Here is a 23690-nt window from a genome sequence, read left to right on the forward strand (position 1 = left end):
GTTTCACTCCTCCAGTAGTTGCAGCAGAAGGGCTGCGTTGTTGGTGAATGTCCGGTCGGCGATCGCTTCCCGGGCCTTCGCCGCGGCGTCGAGCCGCGCGTCTTCGTGGGCGAGCCACCACTTCAGCTGGTCGCTCGCGTCTTCTGGTGTCGCGAAGGTCGGCAACATCGGGAACAGTTCGTCGCCTTCGCCGCGGGGGTCGCGGAGGAAGAACAGCCCGGTCGCTGCCATCTCGACCTCACGGGGCCCCATCGCCCACCCCGCGGAGGTGCCGCCGTCTTCGATCTCGCGCCGGTACAGGTTCAGGCCGGCCTTCGACGACTGGTAGAGGCGGATACCTTCGGTGTTGTCGCAGCACTGGTCAATCGGGTGCGCCACGAACTTCCGCAGCGGCGAGTCTTCGGCGAGTTGCTGCCAGTTCCCCGCTAGTGCCACGTCGACACCGTCGAAGTTCATCGCTTCGAAGAAGTCGATGCGGGACTGGAACCCGGTGCCGACGAACGCGAAGTCCGACGCCGCCTCCGGGGCGAACACCCCGGGTTTGTGGATATGGGGCCGGTAGGCGTGCGGCATATACACCGACGGCGCGACCGCCTTGAACAGGTCCAGGTTGACCGGATCGTTCAGCAGGTTCAGGTCCGCGTGCGCCGCAAGCGCAAGTTCCCGTTCGGTCTCGTACGGCTGCTCGGTGTGAATCAGCACCACCTTGTGCCCACGTCCCCGCAGCAGATCGAGCATCTCCGCCTTGACGAGGAACCCCGTCACCACCACGACCACGTCAGGCCAGTACTGGTAGCAGGCCGACAGGAGACCGTTCACGGCAAGCTCGATCGCCTGTTCAGGCTCGAGGGCTTTGCGGAACAGGGAGTCGGAGACGTGCAGGTAGGTGCGGTCGTAGAACGTGAGCCGGTCATGCAGGTTGTAGGTCGCGACCTGTGTCCCAGCGGCCTCGAGGCCTTCCTGCCAGCCCGTGTACACGTCATGCACCGAGAACCCCGGACCAGGGTGTACGAGGAGGACCCTCATTTCCCGTAGTCCATCTTGAGAGACACCGTGTGCTTCGCGGCGCCATCTTCGGCGAGGAACTTGCGACCGTGTGCATCCGTCATGTGCATCGCAGCCACATCCGTCGGCGTAATCCCCAAGCTGACCAAGAACCCCTCGACCTTCGCGTACTCGATCGAGTCGGGCAGGCGATCGATCTCGTCCTGCCTCATGCCAGCCACTCCGGGTGCGCGAGGGTCCACTCCACGGTCTTGCGGAGCGAGTCCTCCAACGGAACCGGGGCCTTCCACCCAAGGGCTTCCATGCGGGCGCCGTCCATCGCGTACCGCAGGTCGTGCCCCGGCCGGGATGAGTGGAAGTCGACGATCTCGTAGGCGAGTTGCCGGCCGGCGTACTCGGCGACCATGCGCGCCATCTCGAGGTTGTCGACCTCACGCTCACCAACGACATGGAACTTCAGCGGACGGTCGACCCCAGGACCCCAGCGCAGCGCCTCAACCGCGCCGTCAGCAAACTCGACCCGATCGACGGGTCCGCGGTGCGCGTTGCGCAGCAGGTACAGGAGCGCGTCGGCCTGGTTGCGGGCGTGCAGGTAGAACCTGGACCCGATCCGGCCATCCGGGGAGCCGTGGATCGTCATCTTCTCGCCCGACAGGACCCGCTTGATCGTCATCGGAATGAACTTCTCGGCGTCCTGCATCTCGCCGATGATGTTCATCGTGTTCGTGATGATCAGAGGCAACCCGTAGGTGCGCCAGTACGAGATCGCGATCGCCTCTTGCGCGGCCTTCGACGCCGCGTACGGGTTCGACGGGACCAGCGGCTCCCACTCGGCGTGGTTGTGGCTGTCCGGGGCGGGGCCGTACACCTCGTCGGTGGAGATCTGAATCAGCGCCTGCAGGTTCGGCATCTTCCGGGCGGCCTCGAGCACGTTCAGCACCAGGCTGACATTGTTCGACACGAACCCAACCGGGTCGCTGATCGACCGGTCCACGTGCGACTCCGACGCAACGTTCAGAAGGAAGTCGCAGCGGTCACCGCCGAGCCGGTTGAACGTCATGTGGTCCACCGGGGCCGACAGGTCACAGCGGACGATGTCGATGCGGTCCCGCCATTCCGGGTGGTCCGCGGCGGCGGAGTCGATGCGTGCGGTGATGCGGGCCGGGAGGCCCTTGTGCCGGAACGACACAGGGCAGGCAACGGTCCAGTCGGTTTCGGACAGAACGTGCCTGAGCACGTGGCTTCCGACGAAGCCAGAGGCTCCGGTGAGAATCAGGTGGGACATCCTGACCTAGTCCCCAATCTCAAGGTTGAAGTCGACAGTGAGGTAATCGGTGCCGGCGTAGTTGGTGACCTTCTCTCCTTCCGCGTTCGCGACATGGCAGTACGAGACGATCCCGCCGAGCGTGGGGTCGTCTTCGATCGCGGCCACAATGGATTTGGGGCCGGTCTGGGACACGTAGTCGTCGAGGCTTTCCGCGCCGGCGTCGGTGTTCGCGAACGACACGAACACGGTGATGCCCCAGGTGGTGTCGTCGAGGCCGTCGAGGGTCACGTCGTAGTTGGTGCCGCGGCGTCGCACCACGGCGGCGTCGGTGACGATCTCTCCCGGGGGCCGCTCATACACCTGCAGGTCGGCGATGGTGCGCAACGCGGTCGCGACACCTGCGCGGAGTTCACTGTTGGTGGCCATCACGCCGCCAGGAACGCGTGACGGCGGTACGGGCCCGCGAACCGGGCGAAGCGGCGTTTCGCGTCCGCGCCGAGCATCGACACGTCGAAGTCTTCGAACCCGGCCACAACCATCCCCGGTGAGTCCTTCAGTTTGAAGGTTTCCGCGGCGATGATCTCCGCGGCCTTCTTGATGGCCCACGGCACGGTCGGCCACCCCCACACACCCGTGACCTCCACGACGTCCAGGCGTCCACTGGTGGGGGCTGGGTAGGTGCCGTTGAGGGCCCGGATCTTCACGTACGGCTTCTCCTCGGGGCCCGCCATCGTGTTCGGGGTGTCGTCGTCACACAGCAGCTGGTAGTTCGACAGACCCCACGGGGTTCCGTCGACCTCGAGGGAGGTGACGGACACGAGGTCGTAGAACGGCGGCAGCTTCAGGCAGGTTGACCCGGTGGGGTTCAGGGTGCGGGTTTGTTCGGCGGTGCGGTAGAAGACCCGCTGGCAGTACTGCTCCAGCGACCGGGAAGCCGCGAAGCAGGCCGAGTGGTACTCGAGGTCGTCGGTTGCGCGGGGGTCCTTGAAGCTGGACTTCAGCATCTCGACGGTGCAGTACAGCTTCCCCAGGTCGGTCTCGAGAACCTCCCACGTTCCCGCCACAACATCGGACGCCGACGCGGTACCGGCCCACTCGTACACCCACGTTCCCGCGATGGTGCACGGGATGTCCTTGGTGTAGACGCCGGTGCTGGTTTTGGTGATCTGGCCGGCGTCGTGGGTGTAGGCGGTGGATGTACCGGTGGGGTCGGTGATGGTGAGGGTGATGGTGGCCGGGTCGGTGGGGGTGCCGGCGACGGTGAAGGTGTTGGTGAGTGTCGCGAGTTCGGATGCGCCTTCGAAGAACACCGCCGCCATCGGTACCTCCTCAGTTGACGTTTGGTTCCGAGGCCGCGGGCGCGGTCACTGCCGCGGCAGAGGTTCTGCGCTCGGTGGCCGTGGGGGAGCTGGTGCGTGGGTCGGTGACCGTGGCTAGTGATTGGGCGTTCACTGTCGCGCCCTGGCCGCTTGCTGCCGCGAGGAAGCCCAGCAATGCCTGCGCGGCACCCAGGGTTCTGCGGGTTCCGGAAACTGTCGCGGTGAAGCCGAGGCTCCCGGTTGCGACACCCAACTTCCGGGGGCGTCCGTTCGCGGTGGCGGTGAATCCGAAGACAGCAACCGCCGCGCCGGGGGTTGTGGGCCGGCCTGTCGAAACCGCCGTGAACCCGAACGACCCGACTGCCGCACCGGTGACGGGTGGGGTTCCCGCGAACCCCTGGGCGGACCCGGTGAACCCGAAAACTGCGACCGCGACACCGATGACCTCGGGGATACCTGCGGCGGTGGCGGTGAACCCGAAGGCTCCTACTGCGACCCCGATGGACCGGTCGATGCCGGCGGACGCGCCTGCGAACCCGAACGCCGCAGCGGCAACGCCGATTGCCCGGTCGACACCTGATGCGCTGCCGGTGAAACCGAAACTCGCGGTTACCTGCCCGCGGTGGCGGGGCGTACCTGCCGCAGTGGCCGTAAAGCCGAAAGCGGCGGCGGCCTGACCAGTTACCGGGGGCGCCCCGACCGTCCCGGACGCTGCAGCGGTAAACCCGAACAATCCAGTCGCTACCCCAAGGGCGCGATCTACACCGGCCGCTGTACCGACGTAGCCGAAGCTGGCGACCGCGGAGCCGAGCGCACGGTCGATACCGTTCGCCGTTGCGGTGAACCCGAATGTCCCGGCAGCTGCGCCGTTGACCGTTGTTCCGCCACCAGCGGCAGGAGCGACCTCGAACGCTATCGCCGCGTAGTTGCCGACCGACTGCCCCAGGTCCGAGCAGGTGACCGTGGTGGACTCGGTGCCGTCAGCGACCCGGGTGAACACCCCGACCTGGCAGAACGAGCTGTTCTGGTTCGTGACCGTGGTGAACGTCTTCCCCGCGCCGGCGGTGGGGGAAGCGAACCCGCCGCCGGCGTCCGCGCCGGCGACGAACACGACCACGAGCAGGTTGCCTGAGGTGGGGGTCGCGTTGAGGGTGATCGTGCCGGTTTCGGCGCTCCCGCCGCCCTTGGTGGTACCTGCGGTAACGGTCCTGCCGGCAACGATCGGGGTCGTGGTGTCGTGGCCGGTGATGTCGAGACAGACGACGCCGTAGAACGCGACCGTCGTACCTGAGAACGAGTCGACGGTGACCGCGAACGCTGAAGGCGAACCACCAACGTCGGCCCGGTACGCAGCGGCGCCCAGCCGGAACCCGTCGTCACCGTTCCACGGGATCGACGTGGTGCCGACCGTCGTGATCTGCGTGTAGGTGAGGCTGCCGCCGGTGGGGGTTTGGTAACTAGGTGCGGTGGCTACAGCGTCGTTCTCCTGGCCCCAGAGTGTCAGGAACAGCGAGTTCGCGGTGGGGGTGGTGGAGTTCGTCGCCCTGGTCTGGGCGCTGGTCGTACCCGAGTTGCCGGTGTGGCGGGCGGTGACCGTGAACGCCATCCCGCCACCCCCAGTAGAGGACCGGAGTAGCAGCAACATGGCTACTCGATCGAGAAAACGCCGAGCACTGACCAGCTGTACGAGCCGCCCGTGACGTTCTGGACGACCAGCCCTTCACCCTCCCGGAGGATGTAGTCCGAGACGATGTCGCCGTCGTTCGGGAGGATGTTCCAGAACGGCGCCTGACCGACCGCCGGAAGCGTCTCCTCCACCGACAATGGGATCTCGAAGTACGTGAACGTCTGAGTTCCGCCGGCCGTGTAGGAGCGTGCCGCGGTGATCTGTGCCGGGACCGCGGCGTCGGCGGAGTCGTGCTGCCGGATCGTGATCGCCGTGTTCCCGGTCGTCCCCACCGCGGAAGTTTTGGCGACCCGCCACGTCTGAGCACCCAGCGCATTCGTTGCCATCGAAGGCTGGATGAACACCTTCCGCATCTTCACGACCTTGCCTGACCCGGACGCGTTGAACACATGCAGGTAGGGCAGGTTCGCCGAGGCGGTCACGGCACCGGACCACGCCGAATACGTGGGGACAGTGCCGACGAGGTTCCCGGTCGGGTTGGCAAGCATCACCACCTGGTGCTGCTTACCGCCCGCCGTATGTACCGCGATGTCCTCCCCTGCACCCGGCGTGATGGGGATTGAATCGTTTGCTTGCGCCATGGGGATCTCGCCTTACGTGAATCCCCAGGATGGACAGATGAACTACAGGCGGCCTCAGGCCGCAGTGTTGAACGACGCGTCGAAATCGCCGATCGGGATCGTGAACTCATCCCCGACCGTGACGGCGTTCGCGGTCATCGTCCCGGAGCACAAGAAGGTTCCGGAGGTGGATGCGTCGAACAGCGCCCAGTGGGTGTAGTCCTCGGAGGTGTCCACCTCGCCCGTGGTCCACGTGATCGCCGCCGTGTTCGTGATCGCGCCACCCGAGGCGGTTCCCATCGCCGCGGTGAGATCCTTGCGGGTCGCGTTGCCGGCGACGTTCGCAGTACCTGACGCGCCGGGGTCACCAGTGTGGAGCTGGATCCAGATGTTCGCGGGAGCAGTGCCTGTGGATGTGGCGTTGAAGAGCCACTCCAGGAACTTGTTCGCTGCGTTCGCAGCCGAAAGCCCGACAGCCACGTCACACCACCTTCGTTGCGAGGATGCTCAGGACCGCCGCAGGGCCGTTGCCATTGTCGAGGAGGGACCCGTTGGCGTAGACCGAGTCTCCGGAGGCGAGGACAAAGGAGACCTCTTCGCCCGACAGCAGCATGAAGCCGCGGTCATCTACACCGGAGCCGTCAGCAACATCATCCTGCGTGAATCCGATGCGCTGCATCGCCGCCACACCGGACAGCCGAATCAGCACATTCATGTCGTTCATGAACGGTCCGGCCACAACCCCCGGGCTGTTCCGAGCGGTCGCACCGAACGATTGTCCTGAGAGAGCCATGGTTCCCTTCCTACTTCGTAGCTATCGCACGGGTGTCGGCCGGCGAAACGCGGGAGTCCACGACAACGTCCTTGAACCCGGCCGACACCAGCACATGCTTCAGGTGCTCGGAGTCGACGTTGCCGTAGTACTCGCCGGGCTGGAGAGGTCCGCCGTCAATCGCGGAGTGCTCACTCCTGCCGGGGCCGGCCATGGTGAGGATCAGCCGCCCGCCGGTCTTCATGGCCTTGAACGCCGTCAGGCAGATCTCCGGCCACACCGGAGTGTGCTCGAACGTCTCCGTCGAGACCACCACGTCATACTCCTGGTCCGGGACCCACGTGGCGGCGTCCGCGACCACGTCGACCCCGTCGCCTTCGCGGATGTCGACCGCGACGTACCGGGCGGCGTTCGGGAACAGGTCCTTCACGGAGCCGTTGACGTTCCGGCCGCCAATGTCCAGGACCTCGACCGCGTCGATGGTGGCGTGGGTGGCGACCCACGCGAAAGCTTCAGCGTGCATAGGTTCGCCGCCTTTCCTCGAACAGGACCCGGTCCTGTGGTGCGTGGGACTGACCCAGCTCGTACACGTCGTCGTTGTCTGCCTTGCCCCACGCCGGGTGCAGATGCTCCACCACGGACCCGAGGGACATCGCCCACACGTCGCGTTGCTGCGCCGCGGTGACGATCTCGTTGTCGACGAACCAGTGCCGGTAGCCTTCATGACACACGTTCTTCGGGCCGTCCCACGACGCGCCGACGTCGTCGATGTAGGAGCGGCGGATCAGCATGTGGGTGGCGTGTTCGCCGGCCATCACGTGCGGGTTGCCGAGGTCATTGGTGCCGATCACGTGGTAACGCTCACCAGCGATCGACTGTGCGTGGTCCAGCCAGCCAGGCCGAAACACCACGTCATCGCCGACCACGAACGTCCACGGTTCGGTGGTGCAGCGATACCCGGTGTTCATGCGCTGAGCGAACGTAGTCCCGTCGCCCAGCAGGATTTCGGCGCCCGCCGCGCTCCAGGCCTCGATCGCTTCTGCTTCGTTTCCTGCGGCTACCGCGTACACAGTCGCCATCCCGGTCGAGGCGCGCAGCGAGGTCATGAACCGTTCCGCGTGCGCGTACCGCATCGCCGGGACGATGACCGCCGTCCGCTCGGTCGCGGGCGAAGGTACAGCCATCTCCCAGAAGTCGGCTTCCTGGAGCCACACGTTCTTCAGGTGCGTCGTGCGGACCGCGGTGTTGACGTGGACCGGGATCCCGGCCGCGCCGGCGCGGACACAGAACGAGACATCCTCGCCGAGCAGTTTCCCGTCATCGCCCACGATCTGCGTGTACCAGGTGGGACCGAACTCGTCACGGATCCGCTCGAACACAGATCGGTGGATCAAGATGCACGCCGACCCCGTGCCGGCGCACGGAACAAGCGCGTTCACCGGGTACGTGGAGCGCCCCATGAACCGCTGACCTTCGGGGGTGTCGACCCAGTCGAGGATCGTGAACCTCGGCGCGGTGCGGTAGCCGTGCATCCCGTCCTGCGCGATCTCGCGCTGCGCGAAACACAACCCACCCACGATCGGGCGGTCCGTCTCGTCTGCGGACTCGAGGAGCCGTTCGACGGTGTCGTGCTCGAACCCCATGTCGGTGTCGATCCAGAACAGCCACTCACCGGGGGAGCTCGCGAGGAACCCTTCCACTGCCTGGTTACGTGCGTCCGCGAGCGACCCTGACCGTGCGCATCGGACTGCGTTGTAACCGCCCCGCATGATCCTGCCCTGTTCGCCAGCGTCGAACAGGATCAAGTTCACCAGGGACTGGTGGAAGCTGTAGGAGACTTCGGTGTCGTGTACGTAGGCCAGGGTGACGCTGTCACGCACGCCGCGTCCGGGTCCGCTTCTCGCCCGGCTCAGCGGTCGCGGTCTCGACCGGCGCCGCCGGCTTCCGGACCCCGCGAACGACTGACGGTTCGTCGCTGAACAGATCGGGGCGGGCCTTGACGATCGGGTCGTCGGCGTCCCACGCCTCGTCCTGGATGAGGTGCCCGTCAGCGATCCATGTGGTGCAGTTGGCGAATACGAGTGCCATCGCTTACTCCTTCTGGGTAAGGCGGAGGCCCCGGTCACCCAGAGGAACCGGGGCCTCCTTCCCTCGTCGATCAGCCGAGGGTGTCTGTTACTGGTTCTGCAGCAGCCGGAAGCCGAGGTCGTTCACGCTGTTGCCGCCGATGCGGCTGTACGCGAACCAGCCGCGCTGGCCGGACGGCAGGTTGTTCGCCGTGGCGAACAGGTGCGGGACGAGCTCGACGCTCATGCCGCCGTTGCGGGCGATGACGTAGTTGGACCAGTCGCCCACGACCAGCCGGTTCTCCGCGCCCGTGGTGCCGGTGAAGTCCGGGAAGTACGGCGACTCGTACACGGCCTTCCCGAACAGGGTGTCGGCCCACTCGGCCGGCAGGTTCTGGGTGAACGCGTGGAACACGTTCGCCGTACCGAACTGCCGGATCCGGTTGTTGACGTCCACCGACATCATCCACGCGGCCTGCCGGCGGTACTTCTGCGGCAGCGCCTTCCACACCTTGTAGATGTCTTCCTGGCCGAACGCGCCGTCGGTGGTCGTGACGACCTCGACGTTCGTGTTCGCGTCCAGGGCGGTGAGGATGCCGCGGGGCTCGCCGGAGCCGGATCCGCGGGAGAACTTGTCGACCAGCAGCTCGTCGTAGCCTTCGGCGAGGAGCCGCTGCATCTCCGACGCGAACCCGGGGTAGTCCATCCCGACCTCGATCGAGAACGGGATGAAGCCGCGCGCCATGTTCACCGTGACGCTCGGCTGCGCCAGGGTCGGCGAGTCGTCGCTGACCTCGGCGGCCTCCGCGTCGAACGACCACGACACGCCCGCGGACGACACGCCCTTCCAGGCGGTGGTGTTCACTGTCACCTGGCGGCAGATCTGCAGGAACGGGTTCCCGGACTCCTGCGCGGTGAGGATGATCGATGGGTCGATGTAGACCGGGACACCGAAACCACCGGCGGTGGTGGTGCCCTCCGACATGGCCCGGTACTCCTCGAACGCCGAGAGAGCGTGCTGCTCGTCCTGCGTCAGCTGCGGGTGCTGCCGGGTGACGAGCTTCATCCACGCTTCGCGGTAGTGCTCGTTCTCGGTGACGACGATGCGGCGGGCGATGTCCGGGTTGGTGCGGATCTGCCGCTCCACGTGGTCCTTCGCCGCGGCCGACAGGTGGCCGGCGGTGTCACGGGAGTCCAGGGACTTCAGGGCCCGGTCGCGGGCCTCCTGGTTCGTGAGGCGCCGAACATCCGAGGCCGGGTCGTCGAGACCGTAGCGGATGTTGTTGAGGGCCTGCTTCACGGCCTGCGGCTTCTGCCGGAAGATCTCGCTGATCCGGTTGTGCTTGTCGAGCTTGTCGACGATCGCCTTCCGGATCTCGATCCCGGTCTCGAGCGCGGCGTCCTCGTCGGAGGTCAGGTCGCGGAGCTCGCCCTCGTCGGTCTGGTGCAGCGACCGCAGGTGCGCGTCGAGCACCTCGAGGGTGTTGCGGAGTTCGTCGGGCGTGAGGCCCTTCAGGTCGTCGAGGCTGCCCGGGACCAGCCCGCGCTCCTCCTGGATGTCAGTCATTCGATGACTCCGTAGGTCTTGAGCACCACGTTCTGGTGGGCTCGTTTGCGAGACAGGACAGGTGACGCCTTTTCCTCGGCGTCGGAGTCACCGCCACCCACAGCCCCTGCGGGTCGCCCGGTGAGATCTGGGAGCCGCCGGAGTTCGGCGACAACTTCCTTGACGAGGGCTGCGCGTTCCTCCGGGTCGAGCTTCGACAGCATCGACCGGACCCCGACACTGGTCGCGTCGTAGGCGGGGAACACAACGGGCCCGAGTTCGTGCAGTTCGACCTCTTGGATCGTGCGCTGGATGCCTTCGGTGCCGACCCACAGAAGGTCGTCGATCTCCTCGGGCTTCAGCTTCTTCCCGTCGGCGTCGCGCCACTCCTCGCGGGTCACGTTGAACCGGAACGACATGCCGTCGATCGCGCCGCCTTCGATGGCTTGGCGGATCGGTTCCACGACAGGGTTCTCGAACAGGCGGGCCCGAACGAACAGGCCCCGCTCATCCTCGGTCAGTTCGTTGATGGATCCGATCGGCACCGACCCTGTGCGGGCGTCGCGGCCGTGGTCGAACTGCAGCACCGGCGTCTTCGCCCGGAGGGTCTTCTTGAACGCTCCGCGGGCGATCGACTCGTACCAGGACCCGAACCAGTCCTGGATACGGGCCGGGGTGTCGAACACGGCGCCGTACCCTTCGAGGGTGCGGCCGTCGCCGGTCTGTTCGGCGCGGAACTCGACCGCGCGGAACTCGGGTCCGTTCATGCGCCTTCTCCTTGCGTGATTGCTGGTGTTGACCCGGCCGGCTGCAGCTGGACCGAGAACAACCCGGAATGCCGCAGCAGGGACCAGTCATGGGCCCGCATCGCGGTGATGATCGATTCGGGTTCGAACCCGGCGTCCGTCAGGTTGCGGATCGTCTGCGCGTCCGTGGAGGCGATCTCCGCGGCGTCCTTGCCGTCCTCCCGCAGCAGCGGGATGTCGGAGGTGTCGAACCAGAGCTCCGAGTCGCTGGGGACCTTCACGATCGACGCCAGAGACCCGCAGATGTTCTGCAGGTTCGGGTACACCCAGGTGTCAGCGAACGTTCTCCGTGCCGCAGAGAAGTTCCCGGCGTTCAAACTCGACCCTTGCAAGCCCTCGCTGATGCCGAGGATCGCGGCGGGGACCCGGGACAGGACGCTGATGCGGGTCTCGCCTGATCCCTGCACGGTGCTGAAGTCGATGTCTTTCAGGTTCGCGCCGATCGGGGTAGCGTCTGCGCCGGCCGTCAGGTACAGCGTCCTGAACGCGTTCGCCGCGCCTGCGTGCTTTTGTTCGATCGCGTCGACCAGTTCGTTGAACTGTGCCGGAGTCTGGGCCGGGATGCCCTTGATCACCAGGTTCGGGGTCGCTGCGTTGGTGAAGTACTTCACCTTGTGCTCAGTAGCGGCCTTGTCCGCCTGCATGTCCCGGATCGCCGGCGTCAACCAACTCATGCCCAGGCCCGGGTTCTCCGGGTCGGGGATGGGCGCCCAGTGCGCCACGTCCTCCGCGTCCAGCGTCTGCAACTTGCCCGGGCCACCCATGAGGCCGCCGGATCGGTACACGTAGCCGACGATCTCGCCGTCGATCGCGTTCGCCGGGTCGTCAGGCTCCGACTCCGAGCCCCACAGCACTCCCGTCCAGTCCGGTCTCAGCAGCTTGATCGCGCTCCCCGGACGGTTCCGGTTGAACGCGTACGCGTTCCCCGCAAGACCGGCGTGCCACTCCATCTGCGACAGCAGATCCTGCGTCGTCGCGTTCCGCCACGGACTCTCCAAAGGACCCAGCGCAGTGGTGCCGAAGACCTTCCGGGGCGAACTCGACACCCGCCGGTTCCGGAACACGAACCGGGCCTGCGACAACACGAACGCCCGCAGCATCTGCGCGGCGAACGCCGGCGGTGCCTGCCGCAGCTGCGACATGTACGCCGGGAGTGTGTGCTGGATCGCCTGCAGCCGCTGACCGTCGTAGGTCGTGTTGAGACCTGCCAGGTACTGGTGCCCGTTGTAGGAGAACGCAGCGAGGTCGCTGATCCAGTCGTCGACGCTGTACCGCTGCTCGACCGTCCGCGCCGCGCTGATCCGGTCAAGAAGCCCCACGGCCGCCTCCACCGCGGGCATCGGTCCAGCCGATCTTCACCGCGGTCCCGGCCCATGCCACCGCGAACCACACCAAACCGAACAGTTTCGCCGTCAACCACCCGATGCCGTACAAGACGCCGGCGATCACGGCCAGGACAGTCCGGGAGAACCGGACCTCACGAGCCTCCTTGGTGATGCGGCCCACGGGTACCTGGTCGAGCACGTGAGCCATGTCGCCTCCTATCGCCAAGCACCGAAGAATGGTTGGGGTTCCTCAGGCATCAATCCGTGCTCGATGGCGTGGGAGCGTGCCTCGTGAGCGAGAACAGCCGCCACAGCGGCGTCGATCCACATGCCCGCGCCACGTTTCGCCATCTTCAAGTAGTGCGTCTGCAGCAGCTCGTCCTCGCCAGGGCGGGGCTTCTTCCTCGAGCCCTTCACGATCACCGCGTTCTTCGCGTGACCCGCGAGGGTCCCCGACCCGTCATGGGTGATCTCGCCGCGCGTGAACGCTGTCGTGAACCGTTCGATCGCCTTGTCCATGCGCTGCTCGACGTTCGTCGGGAATTCGACGATCTTGTCGGGCCAGTCGCCGGCCCACGCGTCCAGGTAGTCCTGCCACCTGTACGGGTCAGCGAACAGCACCGTCACCTGGTAGGCGTCCATGGAGTCCCGGACCACCCGGTCCACCTCGATTGAGGGGACCTTCCAGTTCGCCGCCTCCACCGGGTCCTTCGGCCGCTCCCAGATCCGCAACTCGAACAGTTTCCCGTCCGACATGCGCGAAGCAATCAGCGCGGTCGCGTCACGGTACTTCGAACCGTCGAACCCGAGCGCGATCAAGTCGCCCGGCTTCAACCCGTCATCGGTGGCCTTCAGGTCCCACTGGATCGGGTCCACGAACACCGACTCGCCGACAACGATCTCGTTCAGGAAGAACCTGCGCCGATCCGCCTCCATGTGCCGGATGGAGCGGCACTCGGAGAAGATACGGCCCTTGATGTTGACCCAACCGCCTCTTTCGCGCGCCGAGTCGCCGTACTGCCTGAGCAGTTCCTGGTAGAGCTCGTCGTCGTTGTCGAGGTCCTCGACCCGCCGCGGTTCGATCGTGTCGACGTGCACGTCCGGGTCTTTCGACTCCGCCGTGACCTGCGCCTCAGACCCCTCTGTCGGGTCCCACGCGTTCGTGAGTTCCAGCCAGCGGCCGTCCATGCCGGCGACGTTCCGCTTCACCGCGCCCGCGACCCGCCTGTACCCGCCCTGCAGCGTGAACAGGTGCGACTCCGTCAAGGTCACGAACGACATCGGCGCACCCAGACGCGCCCGCGCCGACGTAGTCGCCGGCTCGAGTTTCCCGCCCGACGTGAGATCGATCTTCGTCTCGCCGATCTCCCGCACCCGCGGATCATCCACCAGCGGCCCACGGCGGCCCATCTCCTTCAACGGGCGCCACGTGTTGTCGGTCTGCTCCTCCGACGTCCCCAGATTCACGATCAACGGCGTCGGATACGGAGCGCCCACCGGTTCACCGGCAGCGTCCCAGCCGGTGAACCGGGTCGGACCCAAAGCCTCCGCCCAGCAGATCGCCGCACCGAACGGGTCCTTGCCCCACTTCTGCGACCGCCGCAACTGCCCACCCGTATGCCGCAACCCAATCGGGCCCGGCCACGGCTCAGCCCGCGGATCCAGCCGGTAGAAATGCAGCAGAAACCGCCACATCTCATCCGTCAACCGGTACGGCTCACCCTGACGGTAGCCGTCCGGGATCACCAGGTGGCCTTCGATCCACTCGCCGACGTCATACCCGAGAGTTGGGAACTCGCCCTCTTCCTCGGGGCCGCGCCACGGCATCAGACCGCCTTGATCCGGCCTCGGACCCCATCCGAAGGATCCTCCCGTTGCGCCGCGATCTCGTCCTCGACGATCTCCCAGAGCAACAGACGCATCGCCTTCGGCGTGAGACCCAACCGATCCGCCAGTGCAGTCACCTGCGCCTGCTGTGCGGCTGTCGCGTTTGGCTTCTCTGCGGCAGTCCGCAGGCGGCAGTAACGAGCGACCTCGCGAACACACCCGGCACCGAGTCGCTCCCAAGCGACTGCCTGCGGGGTCGTCCACAGTTCCGCCCAAGCCTCACGCTCGGCGGTCGTCTGCTTGCCGCTCAGTGGCCAGTTTGGCAGGTCGCCCTGCCTGCCTTCTGCTGGCAGCTTCGTCGGTCCTCTACCGCGCGTGCCACGAGCTGGCTCGAACTTCGGTGCCCGAGGCATCTCAGCCCACCAGAGCCAGCTGCTCGTTGCCGCCCCGGGCACCCCGGCCGACGTTGCACGTCAGGTGCGCCAATCGGATGTTCGCGGGCTCGTGAGATCCACCCTCTGCCAGCGGAATGATGTGATCAAGACTCGCGCTGCGCGGATGTGGGTAGGCAAGCACAGGATTCACCGCGCGGTTGCAAATCCCGCAACGCCAGCCATCTCGATCAGCGATCCTGTCGCGATTGACCGGATCGCCGGTAACCGCTCCCGCCAAGCGCGCGCGCCGCCTACGCATCCGATCCCGTGCGCTTTCGGTCTTGTCGCCGCAGGCCTTCGAGCAGTATCGCGCCTTGCTGTTGCGATGACTGATGTCTGCGCCGCAACTGGCGCAGGCGCGGACCGTGGCTCGAACCTCACCTGGATGCCGAAGCAACCACACGCGACAGGTATCCGAACAGTACTTCCGTAGGCGTCCACCGCGTCCGTTCTTCGGAGGCAGAGGCGTGAGGCAAGCAGAGCAGTGCACGCAACACACCTCCTGAAACGTGGGAAACGCCGAGATCGCGAGACAGGTTGGTACGGGGTGGCGGTGGGGTCGTGTCGTTACGTCGAGGGGGTGCCCCCCACCCTCCCGGCCTTCCTGCCGTTGCAGGAGCGGCAGAGGACTTGGAGTGGGCCGTTGGGGTCTCCACCTGCGTGGATGGGTGTGACGTGGTCAGCTGTCAGATCGGAGCTTGTGTGCGCTTCTACTCCGTAGCCGGGGCACCAGTCGCCGTGGGTCTGCCTGTGCGCTGCGACTGCTTGGGCTCTGCGTTGTCGCTCTGTCCAGTCACGTGTCGTGTTGGTTGGGCGTTGAGGCCGGCTGCGTTCTCTGGATGCCCTGTGTCGTGTGCACCTGGTTCGGTCGCTCAGTTCCCCGCAGTCGATGCAGGGCCGCTTAGCCATGGATCCACAGCCTGAGGCGTTGCCACCAGGTGGGTGGCCGGTACCACGAACGGCAGGTCTCCCACGTCTCGACGAGTGGGTTCGGGTAGTTCAGGTTCGCCGACTGATACCTGAACCGGGTGGTATCTGGTTCAGGTTTAGTGGTGCGGTGCCGGCCGCTGGGCACCGCTACCCGCCCGAGTGTTCAGGGTGGAGCCCGGTCTCGACCAGGGTGATCTGTTCCGCCGTCGCGTCAGGCCAGGCTTCCGACAGGTCCATCCCTGCCTGCCAGTCGAGCCACGCCTGGTAGGGCATGGTGACGCGGGAGGTTTCGCCGCACTCGGGGCAGGGTGGGGTGGTGACGGACTTCGGCATCCAGGTTCCTCCGAGCACGGTATGGAGTTGTAGCCAGCGGGTTGGTCGCCTGTGGCGGCCCCGACTCATTGCTCGCCACCCCCAGTGGCTAGCGGGTGAAGGCCCGGCCCCGGACTTGGGGAACAGGGCCGGGCCGTACAACACCAGCCGGGGGCTGGGTGAATGGTGGGAACCCCCGACACGCCAGCCAACAGGGAGGGAGCCAGGGTCGGGGGTTCGCTCAGCGAGACCGAGCGTGCAAGGGCATCTCTGACCCTTGGGGCAGCCACTCACGCCACTGCCGTCCGGGGACCCCCAAGACTAGGGCTCACACTCGGTTGTTCAGGGCTGTAGAGACACCTCACCTACAGCGTTTGAATCGTGACACAGGTAGCCGCGCTACTCAAGCAACACGCCGATCACCCGGCCTTCGGCCTTGCCTCCTCAGTGAGCAGGTTCCAGACGTCGCTGACTCGGTAGGTGGGAAGCCAGCGACCACGGACCAGGGTGGACCCGACTGAGGGGAGCCTGTCGCGTTCCGCCCACTTCCGTACCCGACTCGCAGTGAGCGGCGTCTTGCCGATGTCGGTGAACGCGATCTCGATCTCCGCTGCGGTGAGGCAGCGGTCATGGAGTTCTCCCATCAACCCTGTCCGTCTGTCGGCTGCGTCGTCGTACTCGGTTTCGCAGTGGCGGCACTTCGCCTTCAACGCACCGGGCCGGCGGTACAGCATCTCGGGGCAGTTGTCGCACAAGCCGATGCATTCGCGGTCTTGGGGTCGGTCGATCATCCTTCGCAACTGCTCGGCCAGGTCCCACAGTTCGTCGAGGATGTCGGGTGCCCAGTGTTGGGTGCGGATCCAGTCGACGTGCCCGAGTAAGTAGCGGCACACCGCGGGGACGTCGTCTCGGGGTGGGCGGGAGCGGCGTGCCTGGTTGCACGACAGGTGAAGGCACGCGTCGTGGATGGGTCCGCTGATGACGGGGCGGTCCTCGGCGACAGCGCGCCCCCAGGTGCCGATGGTGTTCTTCGTGAGTTCCTGGATGCGGGTGCCGTCGCCATCCCAGTCGAGGAACCGCGCATCCACCGGCAGCGGCTTCTCCGCACCGCGTCCACCGTGGGCGGTGCTGTAGCGGGTTTGGCGGCCCTTCACGTTGTCCAGGTCCACCCAGTAGCTTGAGATGTCCCCGAGAGCCACCTGGAGTTTGTGGGAGCAGTTCGAGCAGACCAGGGCGTCCTTCACTGTGGAGCCGCAGGGGCAGATCTGGGTCATTCGTCCCCCTGGTCTTCGTTCCAGTGGTCCACGGTTCGCCATACCGCCCACCACAGGAACATGGCTGCGCCGCCGAGCCTGAGGAAGATCCGGAACCACGACGGGTTGTCGCGGTCCCATCCAGACGCACCGATGATGGCGAGGATGTACAGGCCCAAGGTGGCGAGCCTGCGGACGGCCCATGCCGCAGCCGCAGTGAGCCGTTCTGCGGTCATTTCGCCTCCTCGGTGTCACCCGTAGCCGTGGGAGCACCTGTTAGGGGCTCAGAGGAGGCACCAGAGGCGCGGGAGGCCATGATGCGCAGGTACAGGCTCTTGTCGATCTGCACATCCACGTAGCTGATGCGTGGATCGTCCACCTGCCACTCTTCGGCCATGCTCACTTCGTCGTAGAGCTCGTTCAGCGCTTCTCTGCGTCCGAGTTCGCGGCCAACCTCAGCGGCGTGCTGGAACAAGGGACGCAAGTGGGGGAACGCGGCAGCGAGGATCGAGTGTGCGTCAGAGGTGAGGTCCGGAGAGTGTGGCGCTATCGAGACGTAGGCCAGAGCGCGCGCCGCCGCCTCTACGGCCTCACCAGGGATGTCCATGTCGGTGCTCCCAGACTCAGCCACGAGCCGCCTCCTCAGCTTCGAAGTGCGCGGTTTGCCGACGAGAGATCACGCAGATCTCGCAATCGCATACCTTGTAGGCAACGACCACCGAGCCGGTGACGTCTGGTCCGATGACCAGCGTGCGGCGGCCGTACTCGTCGCTGCTGCGCCACCAGAGCCTCCAACTGGCCCACCCGCGCCATGGCATCTGCGGGCGGTGGAACCAGATCCGCCGCTGCCGCTTGGCGCGCTCGCGCAGTTCTTGGTCAGTCATCGCTACCTCCCTTGGAACCGATCTCACGAGCGGCGCGTGCGGCGAACCTGAGGGTCACCCACTCGATCTTGTCGCTAGCCGCCTCAACTGCGGCGTCGAGGTAGGCCGCGATCTCTTCGGCTATCTCGTGTCTGATCACCGGGTACGCGGCCTCCAGCACATACCGGGCGTGGGATGCGGTGAGTTGCTGGCCGCCGTACGACCGGTCACAAGCCGCCTCGATCGCCTCCGCGGGCACAGGTGACGTGTGGCGCAGCCTGGTCTCATGCCGGGCACCAAGCCCCGCATCACGCGCGCGTTCGTGCTCTTCGCGGTACTCAGTCACGAGACGCCTCGTTCGGCGGGTTCACGACACGGCAAGCGCCAGCAGGCATCACGTCATGGCCGCATGAGGGGCAGAATGCGGGGTCGTCCTCGATGATGATCACCTCGCCGCCGCAGCCTCCGCAGCGGGCGTGCGTGGGGCACCAAGGATCCGGGCAGATGCAGGTTTCGCTCACGGTTGGGTTGTCTCCTGTTCGGTGTATGGGCCGGCAAACTCGCCAGGCTTCCGTTTGCGTGGCGTGAGCGACCTGCGAGAGCCACTGAAGGCGACGTCGATCGGAAGCGGCGAATACACCGGGTACTGGCCGTCCACCCAGACGTAGTTGTTGAAGCGATGGACCTTGGCCTTGGAGACATGCACAGTCCTGGGGACGTGCAGGGTGTGCCAGCGGCGCTTCTGGCAGTACCAGTGTGAGTAGCTGTTCGGGTGGCCGGAGGGCGCGCGGCAGGTCGTCAGGTTCAGCCACAGTTTGCGAATCGCGCTCATTCGTTCTCCTCGGTGTATGGGCCTGCGTAGTCAGCGGCGGTCATGCGAACTCCCTTTGCTGTCGTTGCCAGTCCTCGTCGCTTGCCCGCGGGTCGATCGGCGTCCACGGCCACAACCCGCCGCGTTTGATGCGCAGTGGCCAGTTGCGTTCGTCGCGGTCGCCGCGCCACGCGACCATGTCCACGTCGCCGACCTCGTTCCAGCGGAGGCCGTAGCCGAACTCGGGCCACCCCATCAGTGCAGCGGAACCGCGGGGGCGCATCTTGCGGCCGTCGTTGCCTTCGGCGTGGCCGGCGTGCGCCTCCATCACCAACGTGATCCCCCGAGCCCTCAGCGAGTCCAACGCAGCAATCACGGGTGCCACGTGGTCGTCGGTCTGCAGGGCGCGCGGAGCCATCTTGTACAGCGGGCCGATCACCAGCAGATCCGGCTGGGTCGCATCCAGGACACGGTTCACCCACGACAGGTCCTTGTCCTTGCAGATGTCGATCCCGCCCGGGCGGCAGTCGATTGACACTCGCGCCGAAGGGTCCTTGCCCTGTGTCTTGGCCTGCAGATACATGCCGCGGAGTTGGCGCTTCACGTGCCGTTCCGTGTTTTCCAGGTCGATGATGTGCGACCGGATCGGCTCCATCGGCCCCCGCGTGAACGGGTGGATCCCAGCGGCGCCCATGAGCGCGAGTTGCCGCAGGAACACGCTCTTCCCGAGACCTTCCTCGCCAGTGATCACCAACCTGTCCATCCGCTCGAGCAGGTTCGGGATGACCCAGTCGTACGGATCGTCCGGTTTCGACATGAGTTCGCCCAGGCTGACGGTCTCGATGTCCGGTGCGCCCAGGTCGCGGATCCTCGTCAAAGCGTTGACGGTCTCCGACACAAGCAACTGCGGGTCGGTCTCCAGGTCTTCGGCTCTCTGTCGCATCCGGATCGCCTGAGCGATCACCTCCCGCCGGCGGGAGAACCCGTGCACCGTGGAGGCGTGGTGTTCCACCGAATCCGGGATGGCGGGGTTGGTGACGATCGCCAGATGCACGCTCATCAGCCGCTTGTTGCCGTTCAGGGCCGTTTGGACGGTCAATGCGTCCGTGGGCTTACCCTCGGCCTTCAGGTCCCGCAGAACGGCCCACAGCCGCTGATGGTCCAGGTTCGCGAAATCCGCCGCCGTGAGGATCCCTGCCGCCCGCTCCAGAGCGAGGGGTGACTGGTAGCAGCAGGACAGGACCGACTGCTCAGCGAGATCGTCGTTCACCCTGCCTCCCCGAAGTCGAGGACGCCTTGAGAGAGGCGCTGAGCCGCCACCTCACAGTAACGTTCCTCGGCCTCTACGCCGATTGCCTTACGTCCGAGCAGTTTCGCTGCCACAAGCGTCGTGCCGCTTCCAGCGAATGGGTCGAGAACTCCGCGCCCTAGGTCGTATCCGGGCATTCGGCTCATGAACCAAGTCGTGATGTCGAGGGGCTTGGGGGATGGATGCTTCGCCATTGGTTCGCGGCCAATGAGAAACGCCTTACTTGTACTGCCTGAGTCTCGGAATGGATCGGATGCGTGGACCCAGGCGTCGAGTTCTGCAGGTGGGTCCAACTCGGCACGTATCTTGGCCCATGCATCAGCCGTGGGCACCTGGCAGCGGTGTGGGAGTCGGCTCATCCACCAGCCGCCCATGTCCGACGTGCCCACAATGCGGTCCAAGCGGCTGCGGGTCACCCCGTTTGCTTCGCACCAGTCCGCGAACGCTGCGCACCACTGGGGCGCCTCGTCTGCCATATAGACCATGCAGGGGATCCAGTCAGCCAACCCCAAAGCACCTCGCGTCTGCCCGTTGCGAAGATGAGCCGCAAGCGTCCACCGATACGCAAGACGACCAATGACATGAGGGCACTTCCCGAGGTTCCAGATGCCAGGCATGAGCCCCAAGGTGGGGGCAACACGAGCAGCATCCTCCATCCAGAAGATCGGGAACTGCTTGTCCCATTCGGCCTTGCCAACGCCATAAGGTGGATCGGTCAGGACTAGATCTAGGCAGTTGTCGTCAAGATGTGGGAGCAATTCGCGGCAGTCGCCGTGGTAGAGCGTGACCGACTCGTCTTCGTAGTAGGGATTCACTGGAACCTCGCCCTCACATCGTCAGGGGCGTACCCGTTCCGCGACACAGGGGAAGCCGCGGCAGGGGAATCGTCCTGAGCCTTCAACAGCCAGTTGCGCCACGTCGCGCGCCAATCCGTCTTCACGCCCTTAGCGCCGGCGGCAGCCGACCAGTAGTTGATGAAGCGTTCGGTCTGTCGCATCACCCACTGCGGCTGCATGTTGCGTTCTCTCGCCCAATCCTTCATTGCCTCGTCGACCGTGAACGGCTCCGGGATCCTCGTCCCCTTGCCGTTGTTGCGCGGCACGCGCGGTACCGAAGGGGAGAGGGAAGAGGGAGAGGGAAGAGGGAGAGGGAGTGAGGGGGGTGTTACCCGAGGGGTTTCCTGAAGGGTTTCGGTAACCACTTCGGAAGGGTTTCCGGAACCCCAACCGGAAGGGTTTGTGGAAGGGTTCACCGAAGGGTTCGAAAGCAGAACCGAAGCCTTCTTCCAACCCTTCAACTCCGGTTCCGAATCGTGCAACCGGACCAGTTCGTGAACCAGCACAGCTCGCAGATGCTTCGAAGCGATCGACGCGTACTCACGCACCATCGCCGCAGCGATGTTCGGGGACTCCATGAAGCCGTCGTGCTTCACGAACGTCCGGATCATCACCTCCTCGGTCGCCTCGTCCACCACGATGAACAGCTCTTGGTGGAGCTCAAGGCCGGCTGAGACGACGCGCTCGGCGGTCCAGTCGGCGTTGTTGGCGGCGATCCTTGAAGGCCTCCAATCGGTCACGCCGCAGTACGACAGGACCGGCGCGGTCTTCAGCATGAAGTACAGCAGTTGCGCGTCTCCGGTCAGTTCGCGGAAGTGGTCCTCACCCCAGATCGCTGTCTTCACATGGGCGAATGTTCGCGCCATCTGCCACCTCCTTCACGTTGGGGAACTGCAGGACTGTCGCTTCCCTTGGGACAGCGGTGACACCACGACGCAGCAGCATCTGCCGCTTAGCGCGCTGAAGACGCCTCGCCTGCTCGAAGAGGCGCCGGCCAGGGTTCGCCATGGGGTCCGTCACAGAGGCCTCCCCGAACACGCCCACAGCCCGTCCTCCCGGGCGTGAGCCGGGTGCTCTTCAGGTACCGGGCAGCGCCTCAGGTGGACCGGGTCGCCGAGACCGCCACCGAACGTGTGATCGCCGCGGTGGTTCAGGTAGTACCGGCACCGCTGGCCGACACTGAACACCGGACATGGCTCGCCTGTGGTGGGGAACAGGGGGAGCTCGAGTTGGCCAATGGTCATGCGGCACCTTCCCCGGTGTAGGGCAAACGCTCCCCGCTATCGGTCAGAAGGACCCAGCCGTGGATAGTGAGGATGCGTTCCTGCTCTGGGTCGATGTCGGGGTTGTTCCGCGGCAGCAACCAGCCGATCGACTCAGCCCAGGCTGGGTTCTGTGTGACGAGACCGTGGCAGCCGCGTACGCCGTCTCCGCAGGCGGTGATGAGGATCGAGGCGCGCTCGAGCAGGGCGCTGCCGCCGCGGCCACGGTTCAGGCGGTGGTGGACGCTCTTGTCGCCGTCCCAGAGCGGTTTGCCGCACATCTGGCAGTGGTCGTCGTCCCGCCGGCGCACGATCCGTCTAGCGGCATCCTTGACCGACTTGGTGGCTTTCGGCATCAGATACTCACCCCCGCGAGCGTCCGCTCGGTAGCCACGATGGTGCGCCCAACGTCGATGCGGGCATGCAGCGACTTGATGTACTCGCGCTGTACACGCACCAAAGCGGCGGTTTTGTCGCGTTCCACGAGTTGCCGCTGCGTCTCCAGGACAGCTTCGTGTTCGCGGGTCTGTACGGCGCCGGTTGCTTTCAGGAACGCCTGTGCTTTCGCTACCCGGTACGCGGACTCGGCCTCGGCGGCGTTCTGTTCGAGGCGGGAAAGGTCGCGGATGGCTGGGTCGAGGTCACGGGAGATCGACTGCAACTGGTCAAGAACACTCGTCACGAGCCCACCTCGACCCTGCGGATCTCGTCCACGACATCGGCAAACATGCGCACGCCTTCGTAGGGCTCAGCGTCGAACAGCACGCCCTGACCGGGGATCTTCGGTGGTGGCTTCGGCGGGTCCTTCGGTCCCTCTCGCTCGTCGCGGAACTCGATGCAGTGGTACTGGTCCCCGAGGCGCAACCGGTCCTGAAGCATCCACTCGATCGGCGTCTTACCGCAGAGCGCGATGAGCAGCAGATCGCAGCCTGTACTGGCCTTGCCTTCACGGAATGCTTTGTCGTGGACGCAGCGGTCGCACCAGTTGGCGGTCCAGCACTCTCCCTCGGTGCCGTTGCTGAACGGAGAGCCCTCGCGCGCGTCGCGGTCCATCTCCTCGAAGGTGCGCATCACGCCTCCAGCTCGTCGGGTGCCAGCACGTGGCGGTACAGGGGTTCCAGGCGGTCCAGCTCGGCCTTAATGTTCGCGGCGTGTACGGACTCGGCGGGATCCAGCAGACCGGGAACAACGAACGCTGAACTGGGAACCAGACGAGGAAGGTCCGCCGGCGGCTTGGGGTCCGCAGAGCAGGGATGCCTCGCGCCGAAGACGATGTCGTCGGCTTCGTTCTCGCAGCCGCAACGAAGAGCCATCACGCCCCCGATTCCTGGTCGAAGTACTTGCCGACATACCGCTCCCAGAACGCAGGCCGCAGCGCCTCTGGGATGAACGGCTCACACTCAGCCGTGGTTGGCGTCTGGGAGATTCTGCGGATCCTGCACTGTCGCTTGGCGTGCTTGATCGCGCAGTCCAAGCAGCCATCGACGTGACTCATCACAT

32 protein-coding genes are annotated in these 23690 nt (G+C 65.7%); all 32 read right to left on the minus strand.

Annotation, left to right across the window (positions count from 1 at the left end):
- Window positions 1-3: 3 nt before the first annotated feature.
- The 32 genes from ACIBGM_RS44870 to ACIBGM_RS45025 all read right to left on the minus strand — a co-directional run bounded on the left by ACIBGM_RS44870 (window position 4) and on the right by ACIBGM_RS45025 (window position 23261).
- Window positions 4-1026, minus strand: coding sequence for a glycosyltransferase (locus ACIBGM_RS44870; protein WP_396389070.1), 1023 nt, complete (start codon window positions 1024-1026; stop codon window positions 4-6).
- Window positions 1023-1217 (minus strand): hypothetical protein, encoded by a 195-nt coding sequence (locus ACIBGM_RS44875; RefSeq protein ID WP_396389071.1) that lies wholly within the window; start codon window positions 1215-1217, stop codon window positions 1023-1025. The genes ACIBGM_RS44870 and ACIBGM_RS44875 overlap by 4 nt, the downstream gene beginning before the upstream one ends.
- Window positions 1214-2290, minus strand: coding sequence for a dTDP-glucose 4,6-dehydratase (locus tag ACIBGM_RS44880; RefSeq protein ID WP_396389072.1), 1077 nt, complete (start codon window positions 2288-2290; stop codon window positions 1214-1216). The genes ACIBGM_RS44875 and ACIBGM_RS44880 overlap by 4 nt, the downstream gene beginning before the upstream one ends.
- A 6-nt stretch (window positions 2291-2296) precedes the next feature.
- Complete coding sequence (locus ACIBGM_RS44885; RefSeq protein WP_396389073.1) at window positions 2297-2701, minus strand: hypothetical protein; 405 nt, start codon at window positions 2699-2701, stop codon at window positions 2297-2299.
- Entirely contained in the window at window positions 2698-3591 is an 894-nt protein-coding gene (locus ACIBGM_RS44890) for a hypothetical protein (RefSeq protein WP_396389074.1), read from the minus strand. The genes ACIBGM_RS44885 and ACIBGM_RS44890 overlap by 4 nt, the downstream gene beginning before the upstream one ends.
- 10 nt (window positions 3592-3601) lie before the next feature.
- On the minus strand, window positions 3602-5197 hold the full coding sequence (locus tag ACIBGM_RS44895; protein WP_396389075.1) for a hypothetical protein: 1596 nt from the start codon (window positions 5195-5197) through the stop codon (window positions 3602-3604).
- A gap of 41 nt (window positions 5198-5238) precedes the next feature.
- Window positions 5239-5772, minus strand: a complete 534-nt coding sequence (locus ACIBGM_RS44900; RefSeq protein WP_396389076.1) for a hypothetical protein — start codon at window positions 5770-5772, stop codon at window positions 5239-5241.
- Window positions 5773-5913: 141 nt separating this feature from the next.
- Window positions 5914-6318, minus strand: a complete 405-nt coding sequence (locus tag ACIBGM_RS44905) for a hypothetical protein (protein ID WP_396389077.1) — start codon at window positions 6316-6318, stop codon at window positions 5914-5916.
- Between the two features lies 1 nt (window position 6319).
- Window positions 6320-6562, minus strand: coding sequence for a hypothetical protein (locus tag ACIBGM_RS44910; RefSeq protein WP_396389078.1), 243 nt, complete (start codon window positions 6560-6562; stop codon window positions 6320-6322).
- 79 nt (window positions 6563-6641) lie between these two features.
- On the minus strand, window positions 6642-7133 hold the full coding sequence (locus tag ACIBGM_RS44915; RefSeq protein WP_396389079.1) for a methyltransferase domain-containing protein: 492 nt from the start codon (window positions 7131-7133) through the stop codon (window positions 6642-6644).
- Window positions 7123-8490 carry a hypothetical protein gene (locus ACIBGM_RS44920; RefSeq protein WP_396389080.1) on the minus strand — a complete coding sequence of 456 codons (1368 nt, stop codon included), beginning with the start codon at window positions 8488-8490 and terminating at the stop codon, window positions 7123-7125. Before ACIBGM_RS44920 ends, ACIBGM_RS44915 begins: the two co-directional genes overlap by 11 nt.
- Window positions 8483-8698, minus strand: a complete 216-nt coding sequence (locus ACIBGM_RS44925) for a hypothetical protein (RefSeq protein WP_396389081.1) — start codon at window positions 8696-8698, stop codon at window positions 8483-8485. The genes ACIBGM_RS44920 and ACIBGM_RS44925 overlap by 8 nt, the downstream gene beginning before the upstream one ends.
- An 87-nt stretch (window positions 8699-8785) precedes the next feature.
- Window positions 8786-10243 (minus strand): phage major capsid protein, encoded by a 1458-nt coding sequence (locus ACIBGM_RS44930; RefSeq protein WP_396389082.1) that lies wholly within the window; start codon window positions 10241-10243, stop codon window positions 8786-8788.
- On the minus strand, window positions 10240-10989 hold the full coding sequence (locus ACIBGM_RS44935; protein WP_396389083.1) for an HK97 family phage prohead protease: 750 nt from the start codon (window positions 10987-10989) through the stop codon (window positions 10240-10242). Before ACIBGM_RS44935 ends, ACIBGM_RS44930 begins: the two co-directional genes overlap by 4 nt.
- Complete coding sequence (locus ACIBGM_RS44940) at window positions 10986-12347, minus strand: phage portal protein (protein ID WP_396389084.1); 1362 nt, start codon at window positions 12345-12347, stop codon at window positions 10986-10988. Before ACIBGM_RS44940 ends, ACIBGM_RS44935 begins: the two co-directional genes overlap by 4 nt.
- Window positions 12334-12561, minus strand: a complete 228-nt coding sequence (locus ACIBGM_RS44945; RefSeq protein WP_396389085.1) for a hypothetical protein — start codon at window positions 12559-12561, stop codon at window positions 12334-12336. The genes ACIBGM_RS44940 and ACIBGM_RS44945 overlap by 14 nt, the downstream gene beginning before the upstream one ends.
- Window positions 12562-12569: 8 nt before the next feature.
- Complete coding sequence (locus ACIBGM_RS44950; RefSeq protein ID WP_396389086.1) at window positions 12570-14180, minus strand: hypothetical protein; 1611 nt, start codon at window positions 14178-14180, stop codon at window positions 12570-12572.
- Window positions 14180-14317, minus strand: coding sequence for a hypothetical protein (locus ACIBGM_RS44955; RefSeq protein WP_396389087.1), 138 nt, complete (start codon window positions 14315-14317; stop codon window positions 14180-14182). The genes ACIBGM_RS44950 and ACIBGM_RS44955 overlap by 1 nt, the downstream gene beginning before the upstream one ends.
- Before the next feature lie 277 nt (window positions 14318-14594).
- On the minus strand, window positions 14595-14873 hold the full coding sequence (locus tag ACIBGM_RS44960; protein WP_396389118.1) for an HNH endonuclease: 279 nt from the start codon (window positions 14871-14873) through the stop codon (window positions 14595-14597).
- 818 nt (window positions 14874-15691) lie between these two features.
- Complete coding sequence (locus tag ACIBGM_RS44965) at window positions 15692-15877, minus strand: hypothetical protein (RefSeq protein WP_396389088.1); 186 nt, start codon at window positions 15875-15877, stop codon at window positions 15692-15694.
- A 398-nt stretch (window positions 15878-16275) separates the two neighbouring features.
- Window positions 16276-17130, minus strand: coding sequence for a hypothetical protein (locus ACIBGM_RS44970; RefSeq protein ID WP_396389089.1), 855 nt, complete (start codon window positions 17128-17130; stop codon window positions 16276-16278).
- Window positions 17127-17345, minus strand: a complete 219-nt coding sequence (locus ACIBGM_RS44975) for a hypothetical protein (RefSeq protein ID WP_396389090.1) — start codon at window positions 17343-17345, stop codon at window positions 17127-17129. Before ACIBGM_RS44975 ends, ACIBGM_RS44970 begins: the two co-directional genes overlap by 4 nt.
- On the minus strand, window positions 17342-17740 hold the full coding sequence (locus ACIBGM_RS44980) for a hypothetical protein (protein ID WP_396389091.1): 399 nt from the start codon (window positions 17738-17740) through the stop codon (window positions 17342-17344). Before ACIBGM_RS44980 ends, ACIBGM_RS44975 begins: the two co-directional genes overlap by 4 nt.
- Window positions 17733-17993, minus strand: coding sequence for a hypothetical protein (locus ACIBGM_RS44985; RefSeq protein ID WP_396389092.1), 261 nt, complete (start codon window positions 17991-17993; stop codon window positions 17733-17735). The genes ACIBGM_RS44980 and ACIBGM_RS44985 overlap by 8 nt, the downstream gene beginning before the upstream one ends.
- Window positions 17986-18318, minus strand: a complete 333-nt coding sequence (locus tag ACIBGM_RS44990) for a hypothetical protein (RefSeq protein WP_396389093.1) — start codon at window positions 18316-18318, stop codon at window positions 17986-17988. The genes ACIBGM_RS44985 and ACIBGM_RS44990 overlap by 8 nt, the downstream gene beginning before the upstream one ends.
- 171 nt (window positions 18319-18489) lie before the next feature.
- Window positions 18490-18804 carry a hypothetical protein gene (locus ACIBGM_RS44995; RefSeq protein WP_396389094.1) on the minus strand — a complete coding sequence of 105 codons (315 nt, stop codon included), beginning with the start codon at window positions 18802-18804 and terminating at the stop codon, window positions 18490-18492.
- 40 nt (window positions 18805-18844) lie between these two features.
- Window positions 18845-20053, minus strand: coding sequence for an AAA family ATPase (locus ACIBGM_RS45000; RefSeq protein WP_396389095.1), 1209 nt, complete (start codon window positions 20051-20053; stop codon window positions 18845-18847).
- The gene (locus ACIBGM_RS45005; protein ID WP_396389096.1) at window positions 20050-20907 is read right to left on the minus strand and encodes a DNA methyltransferase; all 858 of its coding nucleotides are present in this window, start codon (window positions 20905-20907) and stop codon (window positions 20050-20052) included. The genes ACIBGM_RS45000 and ACIBGM_RS45005 overlap by 4 nt, the downstream gene beginning before the upstream one ends.
- Entirely contained in the window at window positions 20904-21794 is an 891-nt protein-coding gene (locus tag ACIBGM_RS45010; RefSeq protein ID WP_396389097.1) for a hypothetical protein, read from the minus strand. The genes ACIBGM_RS45005 and ACIBGM_RS45010 overlap by 4 nt, the downstream gene beginning before the upstream one ends.
- A 374-nt stretch (window positions 21795-22168) precedes the next feature.
- Complete coding sequence (locus tag ACIBGM_RS45015; RefSeq protein WP_396389098.1) at window positions 22169-22546, minus strand: hypothetical protein; 378 nt, start codon at window positions 22544-22546, stop codon at window positions 22169-22171.
- Window positions 22546-22872 (minus strand): hypothetical protein, encoded by a 327-nt coding sequence (locus tag ACIBGM_RS45020; RefSeq protein ID WP_396389099.1) that lies wholly within the window; start codon window positions 22870-22872, stop codon window positions 22546-22548. Before ACIBGM_RS45020 ends, ACIBGM_RS45015 begins: the two co-directional genes overlap by 1 nt.
- Entirely contained in the window at window positions 22869-23261 is a 393-nt protein-coding gene (locus tag ACIBGM_RS45025) for a hypothetical protein (RefSeq protein WP_396389100.1), read from the minus strand. Before ACIBGM_RS45025 ends, ACIBGM_RS45020 begins: the two co-directional genes overlap by 4 nt.
- Window positions 23262-23690: the final 429 nt, after the last annotated feature.

This window comes from Kribbella sp. NPDC050470, from assembly GCF_044458365.1.
GTDB lineage: Bacteria > Actinomycetota > Actinomycetes > Propionibacteriales > Kribbellaceae > Kribbella.